17 protein-coding genes are annotated in these 17054 nt (G+C 65.1%); 7 read left to right on the forward strand and 10 right to left on the reverse strand.

Features of this window, described 5'->3' with window-relative positions; all coding sequences use genetic code 11:
• Nucleotides 1-25: 25 nt before the first annotated feature.
• Both VMT40_RS25125 and VMT40_RS25130 read right to left on the reverse strand, forming a co-directional pair.
• Entirely contained in the window at nucleotides 26-1597 is a 1572-nt protein-coding gene (locus tag VMT40_RS25125; protein ID WP_326361214.1) for an alpha-amylase family glycosyl hydrolase, read from the reverse strand.
• Between the two features lie 37 nt (nucleotides 1598-1634).
• Nucleotides 1635-1901 carry a SemiSWEET family sugar transporter gene (locus VMT40_RS25130; protein ID WP_326361216.1) on the reverse strand — a complete coding sequence of 89 codons (267 nt, stop codon included), beginning with the start codon at nucleotides 1899-1901 and terminating at the stop codon, nucleotides 1635-1637.
• Nucleotides 1902-1948: 47 nt separating this feature from the next.
• On the opposite strand from VMT40_RS25130, the gene VMT40_RS25135 reads away from it, so the two are divergent.
• On the forward strand, nucleotides 1949-3160 hold the full coding sequence (locus VMT40_RS25135) for an ROK family protein (protein WP_326361217.1): 1212 nt from the start codon (nucleotides 1949-1951) through the stop codon (nucleotides 3158-3160).
• A gap of 88 nt (nucleotides 3161-3248) precedes the next feature.
• Here the strand turns inward: VMT40_RS25135 and VMT40_RS25140 are convergent, their stop codons facing one another.
• Nucleotides 3249-3776: a hypothetical protein gene (locus VMT40_RS25140; RefSeq protein ID WP_326361218.1), complete on the reverse strand. Its 528-nt coding sequence runs from the start codon at nucleotides 3774-3776 to the stop codon at nucleotides 3249-3251.
• Nucleotides 3777-3987: 211 nt separating this feature from the next.
• Nucleotides 3988-4392 (reverse strand): hypothetical protein, encoded by a 405-nt coding sequence (locus VMT40_RS25145; RefSeq protein WP_326361219.1) that lies wholly within the window; start codon nucleotides 4390-4392, stop codon nucleotides 3988-3990.
• Between the two features lie 213 nt (nucleotides 4393-4605).
• Here VMT40_RS25145 and VMT40_RS25150 point away from each other — a divergent pair, with 213 nt between their 5' ends.
• Both VMT40_RS25150 and VMT40_RS25155 read left to right on the forward strand, forming a co-directional pair.
• On the forward strand, nucleotides 4606-5550 hold the full coding sequence (locus VMT40_RS25150) for a GlxA family transcriptional regulator (RefSeq protein ID WP_442790057.1): 945 nt from the start codon (nucleotides 4606-4608) through the stop codon (nucleotides 5548-5550).
• A gap of 26 nt (nucleotides 5551-5576) precedes the next feature.
• Nucleotides 5577-6299, forward strand: a complete 723-nt coding sequence (locus VMT40_RS25155; RefSeq protein ID WP_326361221.1) for an HD domain-containing protein — start codon at nucleotides 5577-5579, stop codon at nucleotides 6297-6299.
• Between the two features lie 51 nt (nucleotides 6300-6350).
• Here the strand turns inward: VMT40_RS25155 and VMT40_RS25160 are convergent, their stop codons facing one another.
• Nucleotides 6351-7034: a helix-turn-helix domain-containing protein gene (locus tag VMT40_RS25160; RefSeq protein ID WP_326361222.1), complete on the reverse strand. Its 684-nt coding sequence runs from the start codon at nucleotides 7032-7034 to the stop codon at nucleotides 6351-6353.
• A gap of 257 nt (nucleotides 7035-7291) precedes the next feature.
• Between VMT40_RS25160 and VMT40_RS25165 the strand changes: the two genes are divergently transcribed.
• From VMT40_RS25165 to VMT40_RS25175, 3 genes are all read left to right on the forward strand, one after another.
• Nucleotides 7292-8269: a hypothetical protein gene (locus tag VMT40_RS25165; RefSeq protein ID WP_326361224.1), complete on the forward strand. Its 978-nt coding sequence runs from the start codon at nucleotides 7292-7294 to the stop codon at nucleotides 8267-8269.
• Between the two features lie 474 nt (nucleotides 8270-8743).
• Nucleotides 8744-9031, forward strand: a complete 288-nt coding sequence (locus tag VMT40_RS25170) for a MerR family transcriptional regulator (RefSeq protein ID WP_326361748.1) — start codon at nucleotides 8744-8746, stop codon at nucleotides 9029-9031.
• Nucleotides 9032-9536: 505 nt separating this feature from the next.
• A complete protein-coding gene (locus VMT40_RS25175; protein WP_326361225.1) occupies nucleotides 9537-9905 on the forward strand; it encodes a hypothetical protein in 369 nt (122 codons plus the stop codon).
• Nucleotides 9906-9990: 85 nt separating this feature from the next.
• Here the strand turns inward: VMT40_RS25175 and VMT40_RS25180 are convergent, their stop codons facing one another.
• From VMT40_RS25180 to VMT40_RS25190, 3 genes are all read right to left on the reverse strand, one after another.
• Nucleotides 9991-10416, reverse strand: a complete 426-nt coding sequence (locus VMT40_RS25180) for a hypothetical protein (protein ID WP_326361226.1) — start codon at nucleotides 10414-10416, stop codon at nucleotides 9991-9993.
• A gap of 318 nt (nucleotides 10417-10734) precedes the next feature.
• Nucleotides 10735-11175 (reverse strand): hypothetical protein, encoded by a 441-nt coding sequence (locus VMT40_RS25185; protein ID WP_326361227.1) that lies wholly within the window; start codon nucleotides 11173-11175, stop codon nucleotides 10735-10737.
• Between the two features lie 195 nt (nucleotides 11176-11370).
• A complete protein-coding gene (locus tag VMT40_RS25190) occupies nucleotides 11371-11964 on the reverse strand; it encodes an HD domain-containing protein (RefSeq protein WP_326361228.1) in 594 nt (197 codons plus the stop codon).
• A gap of 160 nt (nucleotides 11965-12124) precedes the next feature.
• Here VMT40_RS25190 and VMT40_RS25195 point away from each other — a divergent pair, with 160 nt between their 5' ends.
• Complete coding sequence (locus VMT40_RS25195; protein ID WP_326361229.1) at nucleotides 12125-12784, forward strand: hemerythrin domain-containing protein; 660 nt, start codon at nucleotides 12125-12127, stop codon at nucleotides 12782-12784.
• Nucleotides 12785-13048: 264 nt separating this feature from the next.
• Here VMT40_RS25195 and VMT40_RS25200 read toward each other — a convergent pair whose 3' ends face one another.
• Nucleotides 13049-14524: a DHA2 family efflux MFS transporter permease subunit gene (locus VMT40_RS25200; RefSeq protein ID WP_442790058.1), complete on the reverse strand. Its 1476-nt coding sequence runs from the start codon at nucleotides 14522-14524 to the stop codon at nucleotides 13049-13051.
• Nucleotides 14514-17033: an FAD-dependent monooxygenase gene (locus VMT40_RS25205; RefSeq protein ID WP_326361232.1), complete on the reverse strand. Its 2520-nt coding sequence runs from the start codon at nucleotides 17031-17033 to the stop codon at nucleotides 14514-14516. Before VMT40_RS25205 ends, VMT40_RS25200 begins: the two co-directional genes overlap by 11 nt.
• Nucleotides 17034-17054: the final 21 nt, after the last annotated feature.

Consider the following 17054-nt stretch of genomic DNA (forward strand, 5'->3'; position numbering starts at 1 on the left):
CGCGAGCCACGTTCCGGTCGCGTGGTCAGGGGGTGCAGATCATCGCCTCGCCGGGTAGCAGGGTGACAGTGTTGTGCGGCAACGAAATACGGATGGTGGACAGGCGGGGCGTCATGCCGGTCGCGGGAAGCGGCGCGTCGGTGGCACCGAGATTCGCGGCGACGCAGAGGTTGTCTCGCCGGTAGGCCACAACCTCGTTGCCGGTGTCCAGCCATGTCGGTTCGCCTCGCACGGTCCGGCGCAGCTCCCTGGCCAGGTGCAGCAGGCGACGGTAGGCGTGTAAGGGCGAATTCGGGTCGGCCCGTTGCACGGACACGGTATCGCTGGGTGCGCGCTCCCCGTCCGGCAGCCAGCCTGCGGCAGCGGTGGTGAACCCGAGCCCGGGTCCGGGTCGCCACGGCATCGGGGTTCGTACCGGGTCGCGGGAGGCGTGCAGCGCGCCGCCAATGCGGACCATCGGATCGCGGGCCGCCTCGATCGGAACCACACCATCCGAGAGGCCCAACTCTTCGCCCTGATAAAGAAACGGCGTACCGGGCAGGCCGAGAGTCAGGGCGGTCAAGGCCAGTGACCGCCGCTGCGCGGCCCGACCGCCGCCATAGCGGGTGACGGGCCGCGACCAGTCGTGGCTGCTCTGCGGCCACGACAGGCGTGTGCTCGCGGTCGTCGCGGTCCGGATCAGCTCGGCCGCTCGGCCCGGATCCTGTTGGGCCAGACCGAAATAGAACATCGAATGCAGGCCGCTCTGATCGTTCAAGTGTTCGGCGAGCCGGTGTGGATCCAGGACATGCGTCTCACCGACCAGGAAGGCGTTGTAGTCGTCGGCCAGGGTCCGCCAGCGGCGGTGGATATCCCGCAACTGGGGCTGACCGATATCGTGCCGGTGGTCGTAGCGATACCAGTCGGCCACCGCGCCACCCATGGTGGGCACCTCGTGCGCGGGCAGCAGTGGATTGTCCGGCAGCTCAGGATGTTTGGCGAGATAGTGCGCGGTGTCGACCCGGAAGCCCGCCAGACCGCGGCCCAGCCAGAACCGCATGATGGCGTCGACCTCGTCGGCCACCTTGGGATTGGACCAGTTGAGATCGGGTTGATCGGGAGTGAACAGCTGCAGATACCACTCATCGGTGGCAGGGTCGTGGGTCCAGGCTCGCCCGCCGAAGGTGGCGACCCAGTTGTTCGGCGGCCCGTCTCCCCTACCCGGACGCCACAGGTAATAGTCGCGATAGGGGTTGTCCCGATCGGCGCGAGACGCGGTGAACCACGGATGCCGACTGGAAGTGTGGTTGACGACGAGGTCGGCGATGACCCGAATACCGCGCGAACGCGCCGCGCCGATCAGCCGGTCGACATCGGCCAGCGTGCCGAAACTCGGATCGACGTTCAGGTAATCGGCTATGTCGTAGCCGTGGTCGGCGATCGGGGAGACGAAGAACGGACTCACCCAAAGCAGATCCACGCCAAGCCAACTCAGATAATCCAGATGATCGATCAAGCCGGGCAGGTCGCCCCACCCGTCACCGTTGCCGTCGGCGACGGACGGTAGATATACCTCGTACCCGATGGCATGCTGCCACCAGGCGGATGCATCGGACATGATGGCTTTCCTTGCCGCGCAGTGTATTTCGGATTCCTCAGCCCGGTTGTTCGGCGAGGGTGTGTCGTGTCTTCACCACGATCAGCGTGGAGATCAGGACCATCATCGCCGCGTTCGTGACCGCGACGGCCAGATCGGCACTGCGCACGCCGTATACGAGCCAGCCGCCGACCGCGGCGGCGAAAAGTGCCAGCCACCACCATGAGAGATCGGTCGTTCTGCCCGTACGGATCGCGCGGACGACCTGGGGCAGCAAACTGGCCGTGCTCAATGCTCCACTGGCGAGACCGAGAGCGGTGTCCACGTGACCTCCCAGGTTTGTGCAGTAGCTGCACAAAGTATGCTAGGCGGATGGCACCGAAACGGCAAGAGACTGGCCGAGACTCGCTTGCCGCGCTGATCACCCAGCTGCACCTGCTCGGCGGAACCGCAAGCCGCGCAACACTTACCGAACGGCTCGGCTGTGGACGTAGCGTGATGGGCTTCCTGCTCACCGAGTTGACCGATCGCGGTGTGGTCACCGTCGATCGGGCGGCGCGGCCGAGCAATGGTCAGGACACCGGTCGCCCGTCCCACCGCGTCTCGATCGCGCCGGAGGCACCGGTGGTGATCGCGGTGCAGATCAATGTGGATACGGCCACGGTCGCGACGGTGGCGCTCGGCGGACGCGTCCTGCGGAGTTCGACGATCTCCCTGCAGCGGCGAATCGCGGTGGAAACCCTGCTCGATCGGATCTGTTCGCTCGCCGCCGAACAGTCGAGGGCGCATCCGCGGCTGCTGGCCATCGGCGTCTCCGTCCCCTCGCCGGTACGACGCCGCGACGGATATGCTTTCGCGCCTTTGCATCTCGGGTGGGGAGCGCTACCGCTGCGCGAGATGCTGACCGAACGGATGGCCCGCGTACCCGGCCTGGCCGAGTTGCCGCTGGCCATCGGCAATGACGCCAACCTCGCCGGACTGGCGGAGTATCACCACGGCGCGGGGCGCGACGCCACCCAGATGCTCTACCTCACCACGGCCGATATCGGCCTGGGCGGTGGGCTGATCAGCAATGGACAACTCTTCGACGGTGCGCACGGCTATGCGATGGAACCCGGCCACATCACCGTCGACCCCGCCGGAGCGCCCTGCCCCTGCGGGTCCACCGGGTGCCTCGAGATCGAGGCCGATCATCGTGGGTTGTTGCGCGCCAGCGGACGCGCGACGGTGCCGGACCACGAAATCGCCCATTCCGCAGACCTATTGCTCCAAGCGGCCACTCGCGGTGAGGAAGCCGCCATGCTCGCCGTGCGTCATGTCGCCGCCCGACTCGGCAACGGCCTGGCCAGCCTCACCAACCTCACCGACCCCGATCGCATCGTGCTCGGCGGCAGCCTGGCCCGCTACCGCCAACTCGCTGCCGACACCATCGCCGAAAGTCTCACCGCGCGATCGTTTCTCAGCCACGCCGATCCGGCCCTCGTCCTGGAGGGCACCCTCACGGCACCGGCGCTACTCGGCGCCGCCGACCTCGCATTCCAACCCCTGCTCGACGACCCCCGCCTCACCTTGGACCGCCTGTGACCGCGCGAATCACTGTCGTTGCAGTCCTACTGGGCGGCGATTCGAGCCCGAAGGTCGGGTTCGAATCGCGCCGAAAGCTGTTTCCCTCCTAGTGACTCGAGCCTTGGCTCGACCCGCTGGTCAGTAGGCCGAACAGGCCGGAGAGCACGCTGCCGCCCAGGGCGCTGGGCAGGCCATTGCTCGAGCCGGACGCGAACCCACTGGCGGAGCCGGTCAGGTAGCCGCGCCCCGGGCCGCTGGTAGAACCCGTGAATCCATCGGGCGCATCGTTGTTCAACTCGTCGAGACCGCAGGTGGCCAGCCCGCCGCCGGAACCACTGGCCAGCGCGGTGAGGATGCCATTGGCCAGGCCCGCTGCCGAGCCAGCCTGCGGGCCGCCGGAGGATCCGCCAAGGAAGCCGGTCGCGGATCCGGTGACCGAACCCGTGGCGGCCGATTTGGCCCACCCGCTGAGGAAACCCTGCACGCAGGCCTCCCCCGGTGCCAGCACCGGCGCAGCGGCGTCGGTCGGAGTCGCGCTCGGAGCCTCCACCGAAAGCGGCTCGGCCGCAGCAGGTCCGGCCCCGACGGCCAGCGCGATGCCAAGGGAAGCGGTGATCAGAATGGTGTGTCGCATGAATAGCTGCTCTCGTGTGAGTCACGTCGAAGACAACGCACGGGCCAAGCATCCACACCTACTCCCCCGCACCGGTTCTCCCAACTCGATTACGCTGCGTAACAGTCGTTTTCGAGCAACTGGGATGATCCGTCCGGGCGACCACCAAAGATCACCTGGACGTGCGACCAAAATAGCGCGAAGCCCACGACCTCGCACGCCGTTCGCGGAATTAGTATTGACCACGCTCGTCCGCCGATGCCCTCGACCACACCAACTTCCAGGCTGCCCGATACTCGTTGGTGTCGGACCGTCGGCCTGCCAAACCGCGAAGCACCAGCAGTCCTCCGACAACGGGAAGTAATGCGAGCGCTTTGACACCGGGCCGAGTCTCCGGGAGCCGGAAGGCCAGCATGATGACGACGATGTAGGCGCAGCCGTGCACGGGGCCGATCAGCGTGGAGACCATCGGCCAATGCACGGTGATCAGGTTGAGCAGCAGCACCACCAGCGACAGCGTCTCGATGATCGCCGCGCGGCGCAGGGCCGTGGTGATCATGCCCTCTTCGGGCGAAATCGGTTGCGCTGCAGGAAGATCACCGTCATCCAACGCTGTGGATGTGTCGAATTTGGTCATGATTGTTCCTTCGAGAACGGCCGACCGTCGCGGTCCGGCGCGATGCGCTCAGTCTGTTCGGTTCGAAACAGCGCCCGCAATGACAAGAAGCCCACGGATCCGGACCTCGCCACACGGTGGGGCTCGCGCCGCGGCAACCTCTCAGCCAGTGGCCGGATCTGTGGGGTGGTTGTCCTTGTGGACTCCGCGGCCGGTACGCAAGATCGAAATGTGGTGGTTGCGAAGCCCGCGGACATCGTGGTGGCGGTGGCGGATGGTGTGGTGCTGCTGGATCTCGCCGGACCGGTGCAGGTACTGCACTGGGCCGGGCATCGGATCCGGTTCGCCTCCCCGACCGGTCGGCCGGTGCGCACCGATATCGGGGTCGAGATCGGGATCGATTGTGCCCTGGGCGATTTCGCCGGGCCGATCGATACAGTGATCGTGCCCGGTTACGCACCGACCGGCGGTGTCCCCGCCGAAATGGTCGCCGCGATACGGGACATGCGGCAGGTACGCCGGTTCGCCTCGGTGTGCACCGGTGCGTTCGTGCTGGCCGAGGCGGGACTGCTGGACGGGCGGCGGGCCACCACACATTGGGCGGCCTGCACCGAACTCGCCGCCCGGTTCCCCACGGTGGACGTCGATCCCGACGCCCTGTACGTGCGCGACGGACCCGTGGTGTCCTCGGCCGGGGTGACCGCGGGCATCGATATGGCCCTGTCGCTTGTCGAGGCTGACCACGGTGCCGAGACCGCGTCCAGAATCGCGAAGTATCTGGTCGTCTTCCTGCACCGACCGGGCGGGCAATCGCAGTTCAGTGTCCGCACCAGCGTCAATTCGCCACGGACCGAGGCATTGCGCACCGTGCTCGATTCCGTGGTCGCCGATTTGTCTGCCGACCACCGGCTTTCGGCGATGGCCGAACGGGCCGCCATCAGCCCGCGTCATCTGACCCGGCTATTTCGTCGCGAACTCGGTATGTCGCCGGGGCAGTACCTCGAGCGGGTGCGGATCGAGGCCGCGAAAGCCCAACTGACCACGGGCAGTGACGGCGTGGCGACCATTGCCCGCCGATGCGGATTCGGCTCCGAGGAATCCATGCGCCGGATATTCCAGAAGGCGATGGGTGTCACCCCGAGCGACTACCGCCAGCGATTCCGCACCGCCATCGAGTGAAATATGTTGTCTGACAAGGAGTTATCGTGTCTATTCCACGTCGCCGCGCGCTCTGCGGCGGGGCAGCGGTCACCGGGATGTTCCTCGCCACTGCGCCCACCCGGTCGCGAGCGGAACCGGCCGGGCCGCCGCTGACCTCGCTCGCCGTCAAGGCAAGCCAGCTGCTGGACCAGGTGGCCCAGCCGCACGTGCGCAATCACAGCATGCGCAGCTACTTTTACGCCCGCGCCGTCGCCGAACAGCAGCGGCTGGCATGCGACGACGAAATCGTGTTCCTCATCTGCGTATTGCACGACATCGGCATGACCGACGTCGCCAACGGCGATCAACGCTTCGAGATCGACGGCGCCGATTACGCGGCCCGCTTCCTCGAAGACAACGGCGTCACCGACGCCCGAGTGGACATCATCTGGGACGCCATCGCCGCGCACACCTCGGGATTCATCGATTCCCCGGTCTACCAGCGCCGTCGCCCACCGGAAATCCAAGCCGCCGTCACCGGCATCGGAATCGACCTCGGCGGCAGCCCCTCCGACCTACCACCCGGCTACGCCGACGAAGTAACCGCCCGCTACCCCCGCCTGGGCGGCAGCCCCGCCCTCTTCCGCACCCTCGAACAACAAACACTCGCGAACCCCCGCAAGGCCAGACCCGCGACCCTCGCCGGTGAGATTGTGCGCCAGCGCCATCCGGAGGTCCGCGTCGAAACCGTGGAAGACATTCTCGCCAGCAGCGGTTGGGCCGACTAGGGCGGATCCGATTGCGACGCAGGAATTCTGGGTAGAAGTCCTGTGGTCCGATCAACCCGGGAGGTCGCGCCAGCGGTCGGCCGACGCCAGGCCGTCCACGCAGATCCGCTCCAGGAACGCACCGCCCCTGGCCAGGCGGGCACCCATGGGGGTGTCGAGGCCGAGTGTCTGTGCCGCCGCCTTGGCGCTCTCGGCCGCGGCGAGGGTGCGCTGCAAGCTGATCACGGTCGAGCGGTACCAGGCGTCGTCGTCGACGACGTAGATGTCGCGCCGCCGACGAGGATCGCGTTCGCGCCTGATCAGGCCCTGCCCGATCAGGTAGCCCACCGCCGTGGAGATCGAGGCGGGGCTGACTTTCAGCCCGCGTGACAGCTCGGCCGCCGTGAGTCGGCCGTCCTCGCTCAGCCACAGGCCGATCAGTACGCGCGCAACCATTTTCGGCAAGCCCATCCCTATGGCCATCTCGACGGCCCCGTCCTCCACCTCCGACACCTTGCGGTCCCGGGGTTCTGCCTCGGGCGGGCGCGGCCGTGCGCTGCGTCGCGCCCGACGCGCCGTCGCCTGGTGTGCTCGTTCGGGGCGATAGTCGCCGGGACCGCCGTTTCGAGCGACCTCACGGCTGATCGTCGAGGTCGGTCGATCCAGCCGTCGGGCGATCTCGGCGTAGGAGCGGCCTTCGGCGAGGCCGGTGGCGATGCGGCGGCGGTCCTGCAGGGTCAGCCTTCCTTCCGACATGACATCACTATTGCGTTCGGTGCCACACAATGCAATGGATCATTGCATTCAGCCTCATCGTCAACGCATGAATTTGTCTGTTTTTACCTGCGGATATGTAATTCAAACAATTGACGCAATTTCTGAAAGCAACGTAGCGTTCAATTGTGATGAATATGTTCCACCGCGGCGAGGCCGGGCAGGTTTCCGTGAATACCCAGGCTCCGGCACCGGTGAGATCGCACCTGCTGAAACGAGTTCGACCAGCACTGGGCCTAGTGGTTCTCGCTCCGCTGATCGGCGAGTATTTGCTCGGCAATGTGCCCATCAATGCCCTGCCGATGATCATCGGACTGATTCCGCTCTACGGCGGTGGTGCGCTGCTGATCCGTGAGGTCGCCCGGCGGTGGCGGCTCGGATGGCCCGGGATCGTCCTGCTCGGGCTGTCCTATGCCGTGATCGAGGAGGGCCTGCTCACCCGGTCACTGTTCGATCCCGACTACGCCGGGTTGCGACTGCTCGACTATGGCTTCATTCCAGCGCTGGGCATCGGTGCCTACTGGACCGTGTTCGTCCTGGCCATCCACGGAGTGTGGAGCATCGCGGTACCGATCTCGATGGTGGAGGCAGGCTCAGATCGACCGGACACACCCTGGCTGGGCAAGGTCGGCCTCACGGCCTCGGCCGCCCTGTTCGTACTGGGTGGCGCGGTGCCCGTCACCCTGACAGGTTCGGCCCTCTACCCGTTGTCGACCGCCCAGGTCAGCGGGACACTGATCACGGCCGTCGCCCTGATCATCGCCGCGTTCATGTCGATTCGACTCCGCCGCCCAGTCCGATCTGGCACGCCGACCGGTCCGGGGACCGTCTTCGCCATCGCCCTCGCGGCCGGGCTGGCGTTCTGGATCCCCAGCCTGCTCGCCGCCGCGGGCATCAAGCTGGAATCCGTTGTGCCCGCGTGGATCACCGTCAGCTGCTACCTCGCGCTCTACACCACGATGGCGCTGCTCATCCTGCACTGGTCCCGATTTACGGGCTGGGGACCGTGGCACCGACTCGCTCTGGGCGCGGCCGGGCTACTCACCTACGCATGGCACGGCTTCCTTCAACGGCCGAGCTTCTCGGCACCCCCGAATGTGGACCGCATCGGCAACGCGATCTTCGCACTCGCCGCCCTCGGACTGCTCGCCTTCACGACGGCACGACTCCGTCGCCCGGCCGCGGACCTGGGCTATCGCGTGTCAAAAAATCTGTAGTGGCGACTCTAGACATTCGGCCTTGGGGTGTGTAATTTCACTGTCGTTCAAGTGAGAGATCGAGTGACTGGGCAGCTGAACTGCCTGGTATGCGGTACCCCCGTCCCCGCCGGGGCAGGCGAGAATCCGGCTGGCCCTCTGGCTGCCCGACCGCCGTCGGTGGGGACGGGGCACAGCAAGACGAAAACTCGCAAACATGACGTGCACGCATGGAGGTGGTGGCCACTGAGTAGTCCAAATCCTTGTCCGCAACCCGAGCGGTTACGGGTGCGGTGTACGCCATCGGCCTTCGGAGGCCGGTGAACAGTTCGACCCTTTCGTATACGTAAGTTCCAGGCCCCGGCGCACCCCGCGCCGGGGCCTCCCGTCGTTGAAAAATCTTTGAGAGGTGTTGTGCAGCAATCGGATATGACTCCCACGCCCGCCACAGGCGGCGTGGACCGACTCGACGATGAAGATTTCCCCGCCTACAGCATGGGCCGCGCCGCGGAACTCCTCGGTGTCACCCAGGCCTTCCTGCGCACCCTCGACGCCGCCCGCCTCCTGACCCCCCAACGCTCCGAAGGCGGCCACCGCCGCTACTCCCGCTACCAACTCCGAATCGCCGCCCGAGTCCGAGAACTCATCGACGCAGGCAACTCCCTAGAAGGCGCCTGCCGCATCGTCATCCTCGAAGACCAACTAGCCGAAGCCCAAGCCCTAAACGCCACCCTCCAAACCGCCCTCGACGAACACAAATCCCGCAACCCAAAGCACCCCTAACCCCCACCCGAAGGCACCCCCAGGTGTGAGACCGTTCCACCGCGATTCATTGCGCCACGTCCGTGTACACCGCAGGGATCTAAGATGGCCGAGGGTCAATGGATCGAGATCATCTCGGCCCACCGACCCATCTGGCCTGCCGAGTTGCGTGTAAGGTGCCGAGCCCGCATGGCATCGGCATGGCCACTGTGCGGCGGGCTGAACGCTCGCCGTCGATGCGTAGACGCGATGTTCCGATTACGGCCGGTGTACTGGCGGCACCGGCGCCCAACCCATCCCGGACATTGGCCAGTGCCTGCATATCGGTCCGACGGGACACGAAACGTCGGCCACAACGGCGTGCATTGGCCGCACCGATGGCCGCACCGCCCTGCGCCACAAGCGAATCGATACGGTGCACCGGGAGTCGGTCCGGCTCGGCTTGGGGCGAGGCCATGGAGAATCGTGTCGCAAACCAGAGCGCCCGATTTCTAGATACATATCCCGAGGGTGCACCTCTTACGGGATGGACGGGAAACTGACGATGATCGAGTTATTGAGCGAGACAGACCTGCCCGCGGGGTTCACCTATCCCCACGAATTCGCACGGATAGTCGACCTTGGCCTATTGGACCTCGAGCCTTGGAACATCCTGCACGGCAAGGTGCTCGAGTTGCGATATCACGGCATGCGCGAGCGCTACCCCGACCGGCAACTTGTGCCGTTCGCGGCACGCATCGACAACGACGATGTTGCGTGCTGGGAGCACGGATCGTCCGAGATTGTCACCGTCCACGACTTCGCTCAGCCTGGGTGGGAAAACCGCGACACCTATCCCTCCTTCTACGACTGGCTCAGAAAAGCGGTAGACGACCTGATCGACTTCGACAGTTAACCTCCGACGCCCACAGCTGTCCGACTCGGCCAGCACGTCCTCAATTCCGGATAGTCGTGCCGATATCGCCCAGCCCGGTTGGCTTTCAAGAACTCGAGTTCATCCGAGGCGCGAAGTCACGTTCCCAAAGCTCTCGAATCGCCACCGCGGCCAGGATAAGCACCAAGGCAGGAATCGGGGCGAGAGTGTCGTTGGTGTAACCGCGTGGCAGCGCCAGGTGGATCAGAATCGCTGATACGAAAGGGATCACGATGGTGAGGACTCCCGCGATCGGGCGGCGGATGGCCACCGCTTCGACGACCGCCGCGAGGATCACCAGGCAGAACGCCGCCAATTGGATCGGTCCCAGAGGATCGAATCCGTCGGAGGGGACATAGTCCGCGTAACGGCGCGGTTGCCCGGGGTGCGCCGTCCAGTCGTAGTTGCCGGACAGCAATGTCGAGACGAGGAACAGCCACCAGAATGCGTGGCCCGCAAGCTTTGCTGCGCGAAATGTCCGATACCTGGTCACCTAAGCGAATGTAGAGCTGAACTGACGCATTTCCTTGTACGTCGGTTTTCGTAGCGCGGCGGAGTGGAACGCATTGGACTGCTGCTGCGCGCTCAGTTCAGGGCTGCCGCCCGATACCCGTCTGCGATTTCTCGGATTTGCCGCAACCCACGCGATCCGGTGCGACTTGGCACGGTTCGGCTGGATGCCGACGGTCAGAGGTGAATTCGGCCGTTTCGGTGCACCTCATGCCGATGAGCGTAACAATGGAGGTGTCAGGTCGGCGAATTTGCAGGCCTCGGCACCGACCCGATCGAAACATGCGGCTGCCCCGCTGGATCAGGCTTCCTCGCGCAGCGCTTCCAGCATCTCCGTCAGCGCCCGAGAACGGTCCCGCTCGCCGAAATCCCGCAGCGCGCCAGCGTATTTGAAGACCACGTTATCGCCTTCGGGGTCGTCGAGACAGCTGCGGATCCAGTTCAACGTGAACTCGACAGTGCCGTTCTCGTGGACCGCGTAGACGTCCTCGAGGTGCATAACCTCACCCTTGACAACCCGGGTCACACCCGGGCATGTCGCTGCCAACACCTCCGCCAAATACACCGAATAGGCCAGCAGCTTGACCGCACGCAGCGACGGCTCCTCATCACCGTCCGTGGACATCGACTCGACGACACCCTGAACGAAGAAGACACTTTCGTCGGTGCCGTCCAGGTCCGCGCCATTCTCACGAGCCCATATCAGAAACCGATGCGCCTCAGCCAGCAGTTCGTCAGCCACCGCTGCATCCTAACCAGGCACGATCCGGCGAAAACGGATCAACGACCTATGTCCCGACAGGGCCAATCTTGGTTTCGATCCAGCCGAGGACTTGGTCGCGATGCCGTTGCGCTGGACGATTCGTTGCCCGTCGTCGAAGTAGTCGGCAAAACGCACGGTATTGGCCCATTCAGCGCGGATCTATTGCGGTGCAGCCTATGTCGTGACCGGGTAGGCGGCCTGGAACGCCAATCGTTGATCGGCGTCGGCGGCGATCCTGTCGAGTTCTTCGTCGAGGGTCATGAAGACGTGCCAAGGTTCTTGCCCGCTGACCTGGACCAAACGCTGAACGATGAGTGCTTCGAGTTCGGGAATCCGCTTGGCCTTCCAGATCTTGTCGGCCAGGCTGACCAGAAGGTCATCCATGCCGATGTCGGGTTCGGTCCATGCGGCATGGGTACGGGCGAAGCGGGCGGCGCTTTCGGACACCCCATGGTCGAGCAGGAGTTGGTATCCGGCAGATTCGTGCGCTGAACCAGTGCCGGACAGTTCGGCAGGATGGAGAACCTTCCCGATGTCATGGGTGGCTGCACCGAACAACACAGCATCGGCGTCGAACTGCACCGTGCTATACGTGGCCTTCAGCCAATCGACCAGTTGACACGCCACGTTGTGAACCGCCCGCAAGTGCGCAGCCAGCCGAGGCGGAGCATCCGGCGCCCGAAGGATCGCCGCAGCGCTGTCGGGCAGCGGGCGCAGGGGAGGCTCGGGTTGGTCGGTCAATGCCTGCTCGAGCACACCTGAGGTCACTCGGCCACGGTAATCCCCACAAGATCGGATTCGCCGAACCCACACGAATGCACTCATCAGGTAGCCCGCCCCTCACAATGTTTGCTGCAAGATCGCTCCGGCTAGGGTAGTTCTCGGCTCGGGTCTGCTTCTGATCGTTCGATCGAGAGGAGTGTTCGCGATGGCCGAACCCGCCGACAAGGGACCCGCGGTCGACAGCATGATCGTTTCGCATCGGTACTACCGTGGACAGCTCGCGCAAGCCCCCATGCTGGTGCGCGAGTTGCGAGCGGGCAACGCCACGCGAATTCGGTTGGTGATCGGTCACGTGTATGCGGTGGTCCTCGGTCTTCAGAATCATGACCGCGACGAGGACGACCTTCTCTGGCCATTGCTGCGGGCTCGCATCGACCCACCGCCCGAGGCGATCGGGCGCGTCGAGAACCAGCATCACCAACTCAGCGCACTCACCACTCGCGTACGCCAGGCTCTCACCGACCTGCTCGCCGATGCGGACCTCACCATGTGTGAACCGACCGCTGAACTGCTGACGGAACTCTCCGAAGCGGCCGACGCCCACATGCTCGACGAGGAGAAAACGATCCTGCCGCTGGTGGCCGAGCATCTCACTGCCACCGAATGGACCGAATACGCTGCCCGCGGAATTTCGCGAATGAGCAAGGCGCAGAGGCGATATGCCAAGAGTGCGATGTTCGCTTACTGCACTCCCGACGAGCAAGCCATCATGCTCGCGAAGTTATCGGTGTGGGCGCGGCTGATGTGGCAGCTGCACGGTCAGCACGTCTACCCACGGCACCTGGCACGCATCCACGGCCGGTGAACCCCATAGCCAACAAACTCGAACACGACCGTGCCAACCGCTGGAAGTGAAATCGACGGGAGGAACGATGCGCAAACTCGGCTCCACCTCATGCGCGGCGGCAGGTGATGGGCTGCGCGGCCACAGGAACCTGCAGGTTCGTCGTGAGCCTGCGACCGTCGAGATAACGGTACAGCGCACGACGGACAACCACGCTACTACCGAAAGTGGCCCGGAACCATCGGGTTCCGGGCCACTTTCGGATTCGCGATCACCGCGATCCGGTTAGCCCACTTCGGCTTTGGCTTCCTCCTTCACCGCCGCCGACGCCATCGCGCCTGCGGGTTGGACCGGGACGAGGAACACCGTCGAGATAGCGCAGAACACCAACAACGCGAGTGTCAGGTACAGCGAGTCGGTCAACGCAGCAGCGTAGGGCACCTTGATGGCATCAGGCAGGTGCCCAGCCTGAATAGACGAGCCGGTGGGCAGCGAATGCGCGGTCATCCGGGCCGTGAGAAGTGCGCCGATGCCCGCGCTGCCGAGCACCGAGCCGACCTGGCGGGTGGTGTTGTAAATCCCAGAGGCCGCCCCCATCTGCTCTAGCGGCAGGCTCCGCAGCGCGGTCGCGGGCAGCGGTGCCCAAATGCACGCACCCGCCACACCGAGCATCGCCGCACTGACACAGATCCAAGCGATGGATCCATTCGGCGTGGCGAGGTGGATGAACCACCACAACCCCAGGGAAAACACCACGAAGCCGAACGTCGGTAGATAGCGCGGCGGCAGCTTGTCCGAGTACTTGCCGACCACCGGAGACAGCACACCGGACACAACGGCCATCGGGGCGAACACCAACGCCGCCTTGGTCGGCGAGAAGTCCCGCACCACCTGCAGATAGAAATAGGACGGCACCATCTGCGCGGCCATGCCCACCGACAAGGCGCTGGTCGCGATGTTGCCGATGGCGAAGTTTCGATTGCGGAACAGCCCCAGCGGCACCAGCGGTTCCTCGGTGTTACGGCTCTGATAGAACAAGAACAGCGCCAGCACCGCGAGACCACCGACGATCATGCCCCACACCCAGCTGGCCCAGTGGTAGGTGTTGCCCTGCTGAATGCCGAACACCAACGCCGCCATACCGATTCCGGCCAACAACACGCCTGGAACGTCGAAGCGATGACCGTTGGTCGGCAGCTTCGGAACCAGCCACCCGCCCAAGACAAGCCCGGCCAAACCGATCGGCACATTCACGTAGAAGATCCACTGCCAGCCACCATTATCGATGAGCACACCGCCGAGGATCGGGCCGACGAGCGTAGCGACGCCCGCGACACCGCCCCACACACCCATCGCGGCACCGCGCTTGTCCCAAGGGAATACGCGGCCGATCACCGCCATGGTCTGCGGCGCGATCAACGCCGCCCCCAGGCCTTGTACCGCGCGCGCCGCGATCAGCGAGCCGATGCTGTCGGCCAGCCCGCACCACAACGACGCCAGCGTGAACACGGCCAGTCCACCCAAGAACAGGTATTTCGGACCGAACCGGTCACCGAGCCGACCCGTAATGAGCAGCGGCACCGCAAAGGTGAGCAGGTAGGCGCTGGTCACCCAGATCACCTTGGACACGTCGGTGTGCAGGCCGGTCATGATCGCCGGGTTGGCCACCGCCACGATGGTCATGTCCAGCAGGATCATGAAATAGCCCACGCACAGCGCGGTCAACACCCACCAGGGGCTGCGTGTACGGTCAGTCGACATCAATGTTCCCTTCTTGATCAACAACAGCGACACCGCTGTTGTGCGTGGTCACCGCATTCCGCACGGCGGCGGCGACAGCGGCGACCAGCTTGTCTGCACGGCTGGCCGATAGCAGGCCTTCGACATAGCCGAGGTTCAACGACAGCGCGTCAGTTCCGACTTCCACGGTCAGCATCAACATGCCGCTCACCGACATCCCGGACACGAATTCGACATCGGAGCAGTCCCAATCGCCGATCCGGCTCGGAAACTCGCGGGTGTCGACACAGGTCATGCAGAGGAAACCGGATCCACGCGAATCTAGTTGCGCCACTGCCTGATCCACCTGGTCCGGCGTATCGAGGGCCATGTGCTCCAATGCCGCCAAGCCCGCCAGATGCCGTCGCTGGCCAACCCGCGAGTCGTAGTCGGACTCGAAGGCGGCCGCCACGTCCCACAACGACGGCCCGGCCGGGGTGGGCACCGCAAGCATCGCCTGGTACGCACCGGTGTGAATGTCTTCGAGCGGCGAAGCCAGATGTTCCCGGAACAGCACGGAGATCATGACCGCGTAGTGGGCTTGCGGTTCCCCGGTGTCCGCAGCAGCGGCGGCCGCCAGTGCAGCCGCGACCACGCTCTGCGGCGAGACGCCGCGTTCGTCGCATGCCTTCAGCAGTGACTGGTAGTCGCTGCCCGCGAGCGCTCGGCGCACCAGTCTGGTGTAACGCTGTGCGGGGGCTGGCTGGGCCTCCGCGGACAACCGCAGCGGCTTCAGTTCGCGATCACTCTCGGCTTCCGCCATTAGAGCGTCGAATGCCGCTCGTTTGCCCTCGGCGGTCTGAAATTCTTTGGGCAGCAATGTTTCCGGTGCAGGTGGTGCTGGGATCTCGGGAACCCAGCCGGTCGTCCCCGCAGCCGCGAATGCGATCGTCTGGCGCGCGAACGACAGCACCGTGACCGCGTCAGCGATGGCGTAGGTAGACGTCAGGAGAAGGTCGTGCACACCTGGTGCAGCGCCGACCAGAGTGGCTCGCAGGGGCGGAGTGTCCGGCGCGAACCGTTCCCGCAATTCTGTGTCCGCTTCCGCGATCCAGTCTCCGGCTGTTACTTCCCGCAAGGGAATCGGCGCCCCGGCGACGGGCACGAACCGCGGGTTGCGGCCGTCGTCGCTGCGCACCCGGGTACGCAGCATCGGGTGCCGCTGAACCAGCGCTGCCAGCCCTGCACGGACAGCATCGGCATCCAGGTCACCGGTGACCCGAACCCGAGACACGATGTGAAGCGGCGCAACCTGATCCGCGCTCCAGTGCCAGCGTTCCAAAGGAGACAGCGGTCGCGGCAGCGTGGCCGATTCCCAATCGCCGAGACCGGGCCAGGTCATCGGGACGATGAGCCGAGATTTGCCGCCGTTCTCCGGGGGACTCGCCATCGCACGGTTGCGGGCCTCGACTTCTTCCGGGTCGACGGTCTGCTCGAGGTGAGCCAGCCAGCGCGACTCGTCAACCAGCATGGTGGCCCGTGAAATTCGACGCCGTTCATAGACACGTAGTGCGGTTTCAGCACTGTCCTCAGTAGCCAGTGCATGTGCCAGCACGATCGCGTCCTCGACAGCCGCGTTCGCGCCCTGGCCAAGACTGGGCAGCATCGGGTGGGCAGCATCGCCCAGCAATGTGACGCGGCCTCGGCCCCATTCAGCGATCGCGGGCCGATCCTGTGCCGGGCGCGTCAGGATGTCCTGCTCTGGTGTTCTCGCGATGATCTCGGATATCTCAGGAGCCCAGTCGGTGAATCTGGCGAGCAGATCGTCCTTGCCGTGAGGCCAATTCGCCGCCAGCTCCGCGGTAGTGGTGAGTGTGGCCCACCAGTAGACTCGACCGTCGCCGAGGTCGCTGATGCCGAATCGCTGTCCGGTACCCCAATATTGGATCGACTCGCCCTTCTCCACCACGGGACTGTCGAACTGCGCGAGGGCCAGCCAGCAGACGAATTCCCCGGACCGGGGCGGCTGGGCGCCGTGCAACTGGCTGCGTACCGCTGAATTGATGCCGTCGGCACCGATCAGGACATCGGCGCTCAGTGTGCGGCCGTCCACCAGCTCCACCTCGACACTGTCGGCGGTCTCGGCGAATCGCAGCACCTCTGCGCCCAACTCGAGCCGCAGATCCTCACCGGCGTGGGCCAACAGGACCTCGTGCAGGTCGGGTCGGGCCAAAACCACAGCCGGAGCGCCAAGTTCGGCTTCCGTGAGGACCGCGTCGACGCGACGCAAGACGTAACCGTCCGAGCGGCGATAGCTGGCCGACAGCGCCCGCTCCCCCACCCGCAGCAGTTCTTCGTCGATGCCCAGATCGAGGGTCCGAAGTGCGTTCATCGCGTTCGGCTGCAACGACAGGCCGAACCCGGCGGCGCGCAATGTCGCAGCGCGCTCACACAGCACCACCTCGATGCCCGCGCGGCGAAGAGCGGCCGCTGCTGTGAGACCGCCGATGCCTGCTCCGACGACGAGTGCCGACTTTGCCGCCGTATTCACGGAATCTCCTTGCTGTACAGC

Source organism: Nocardia sp. CDC160, from assembly GCF_035818795.1.
Taxonomy (GTDB): Bacteria; Actinomycetota; Actinomycetes; order Mycobacteriales; family Mycobacteriaceae; genus Nocardia.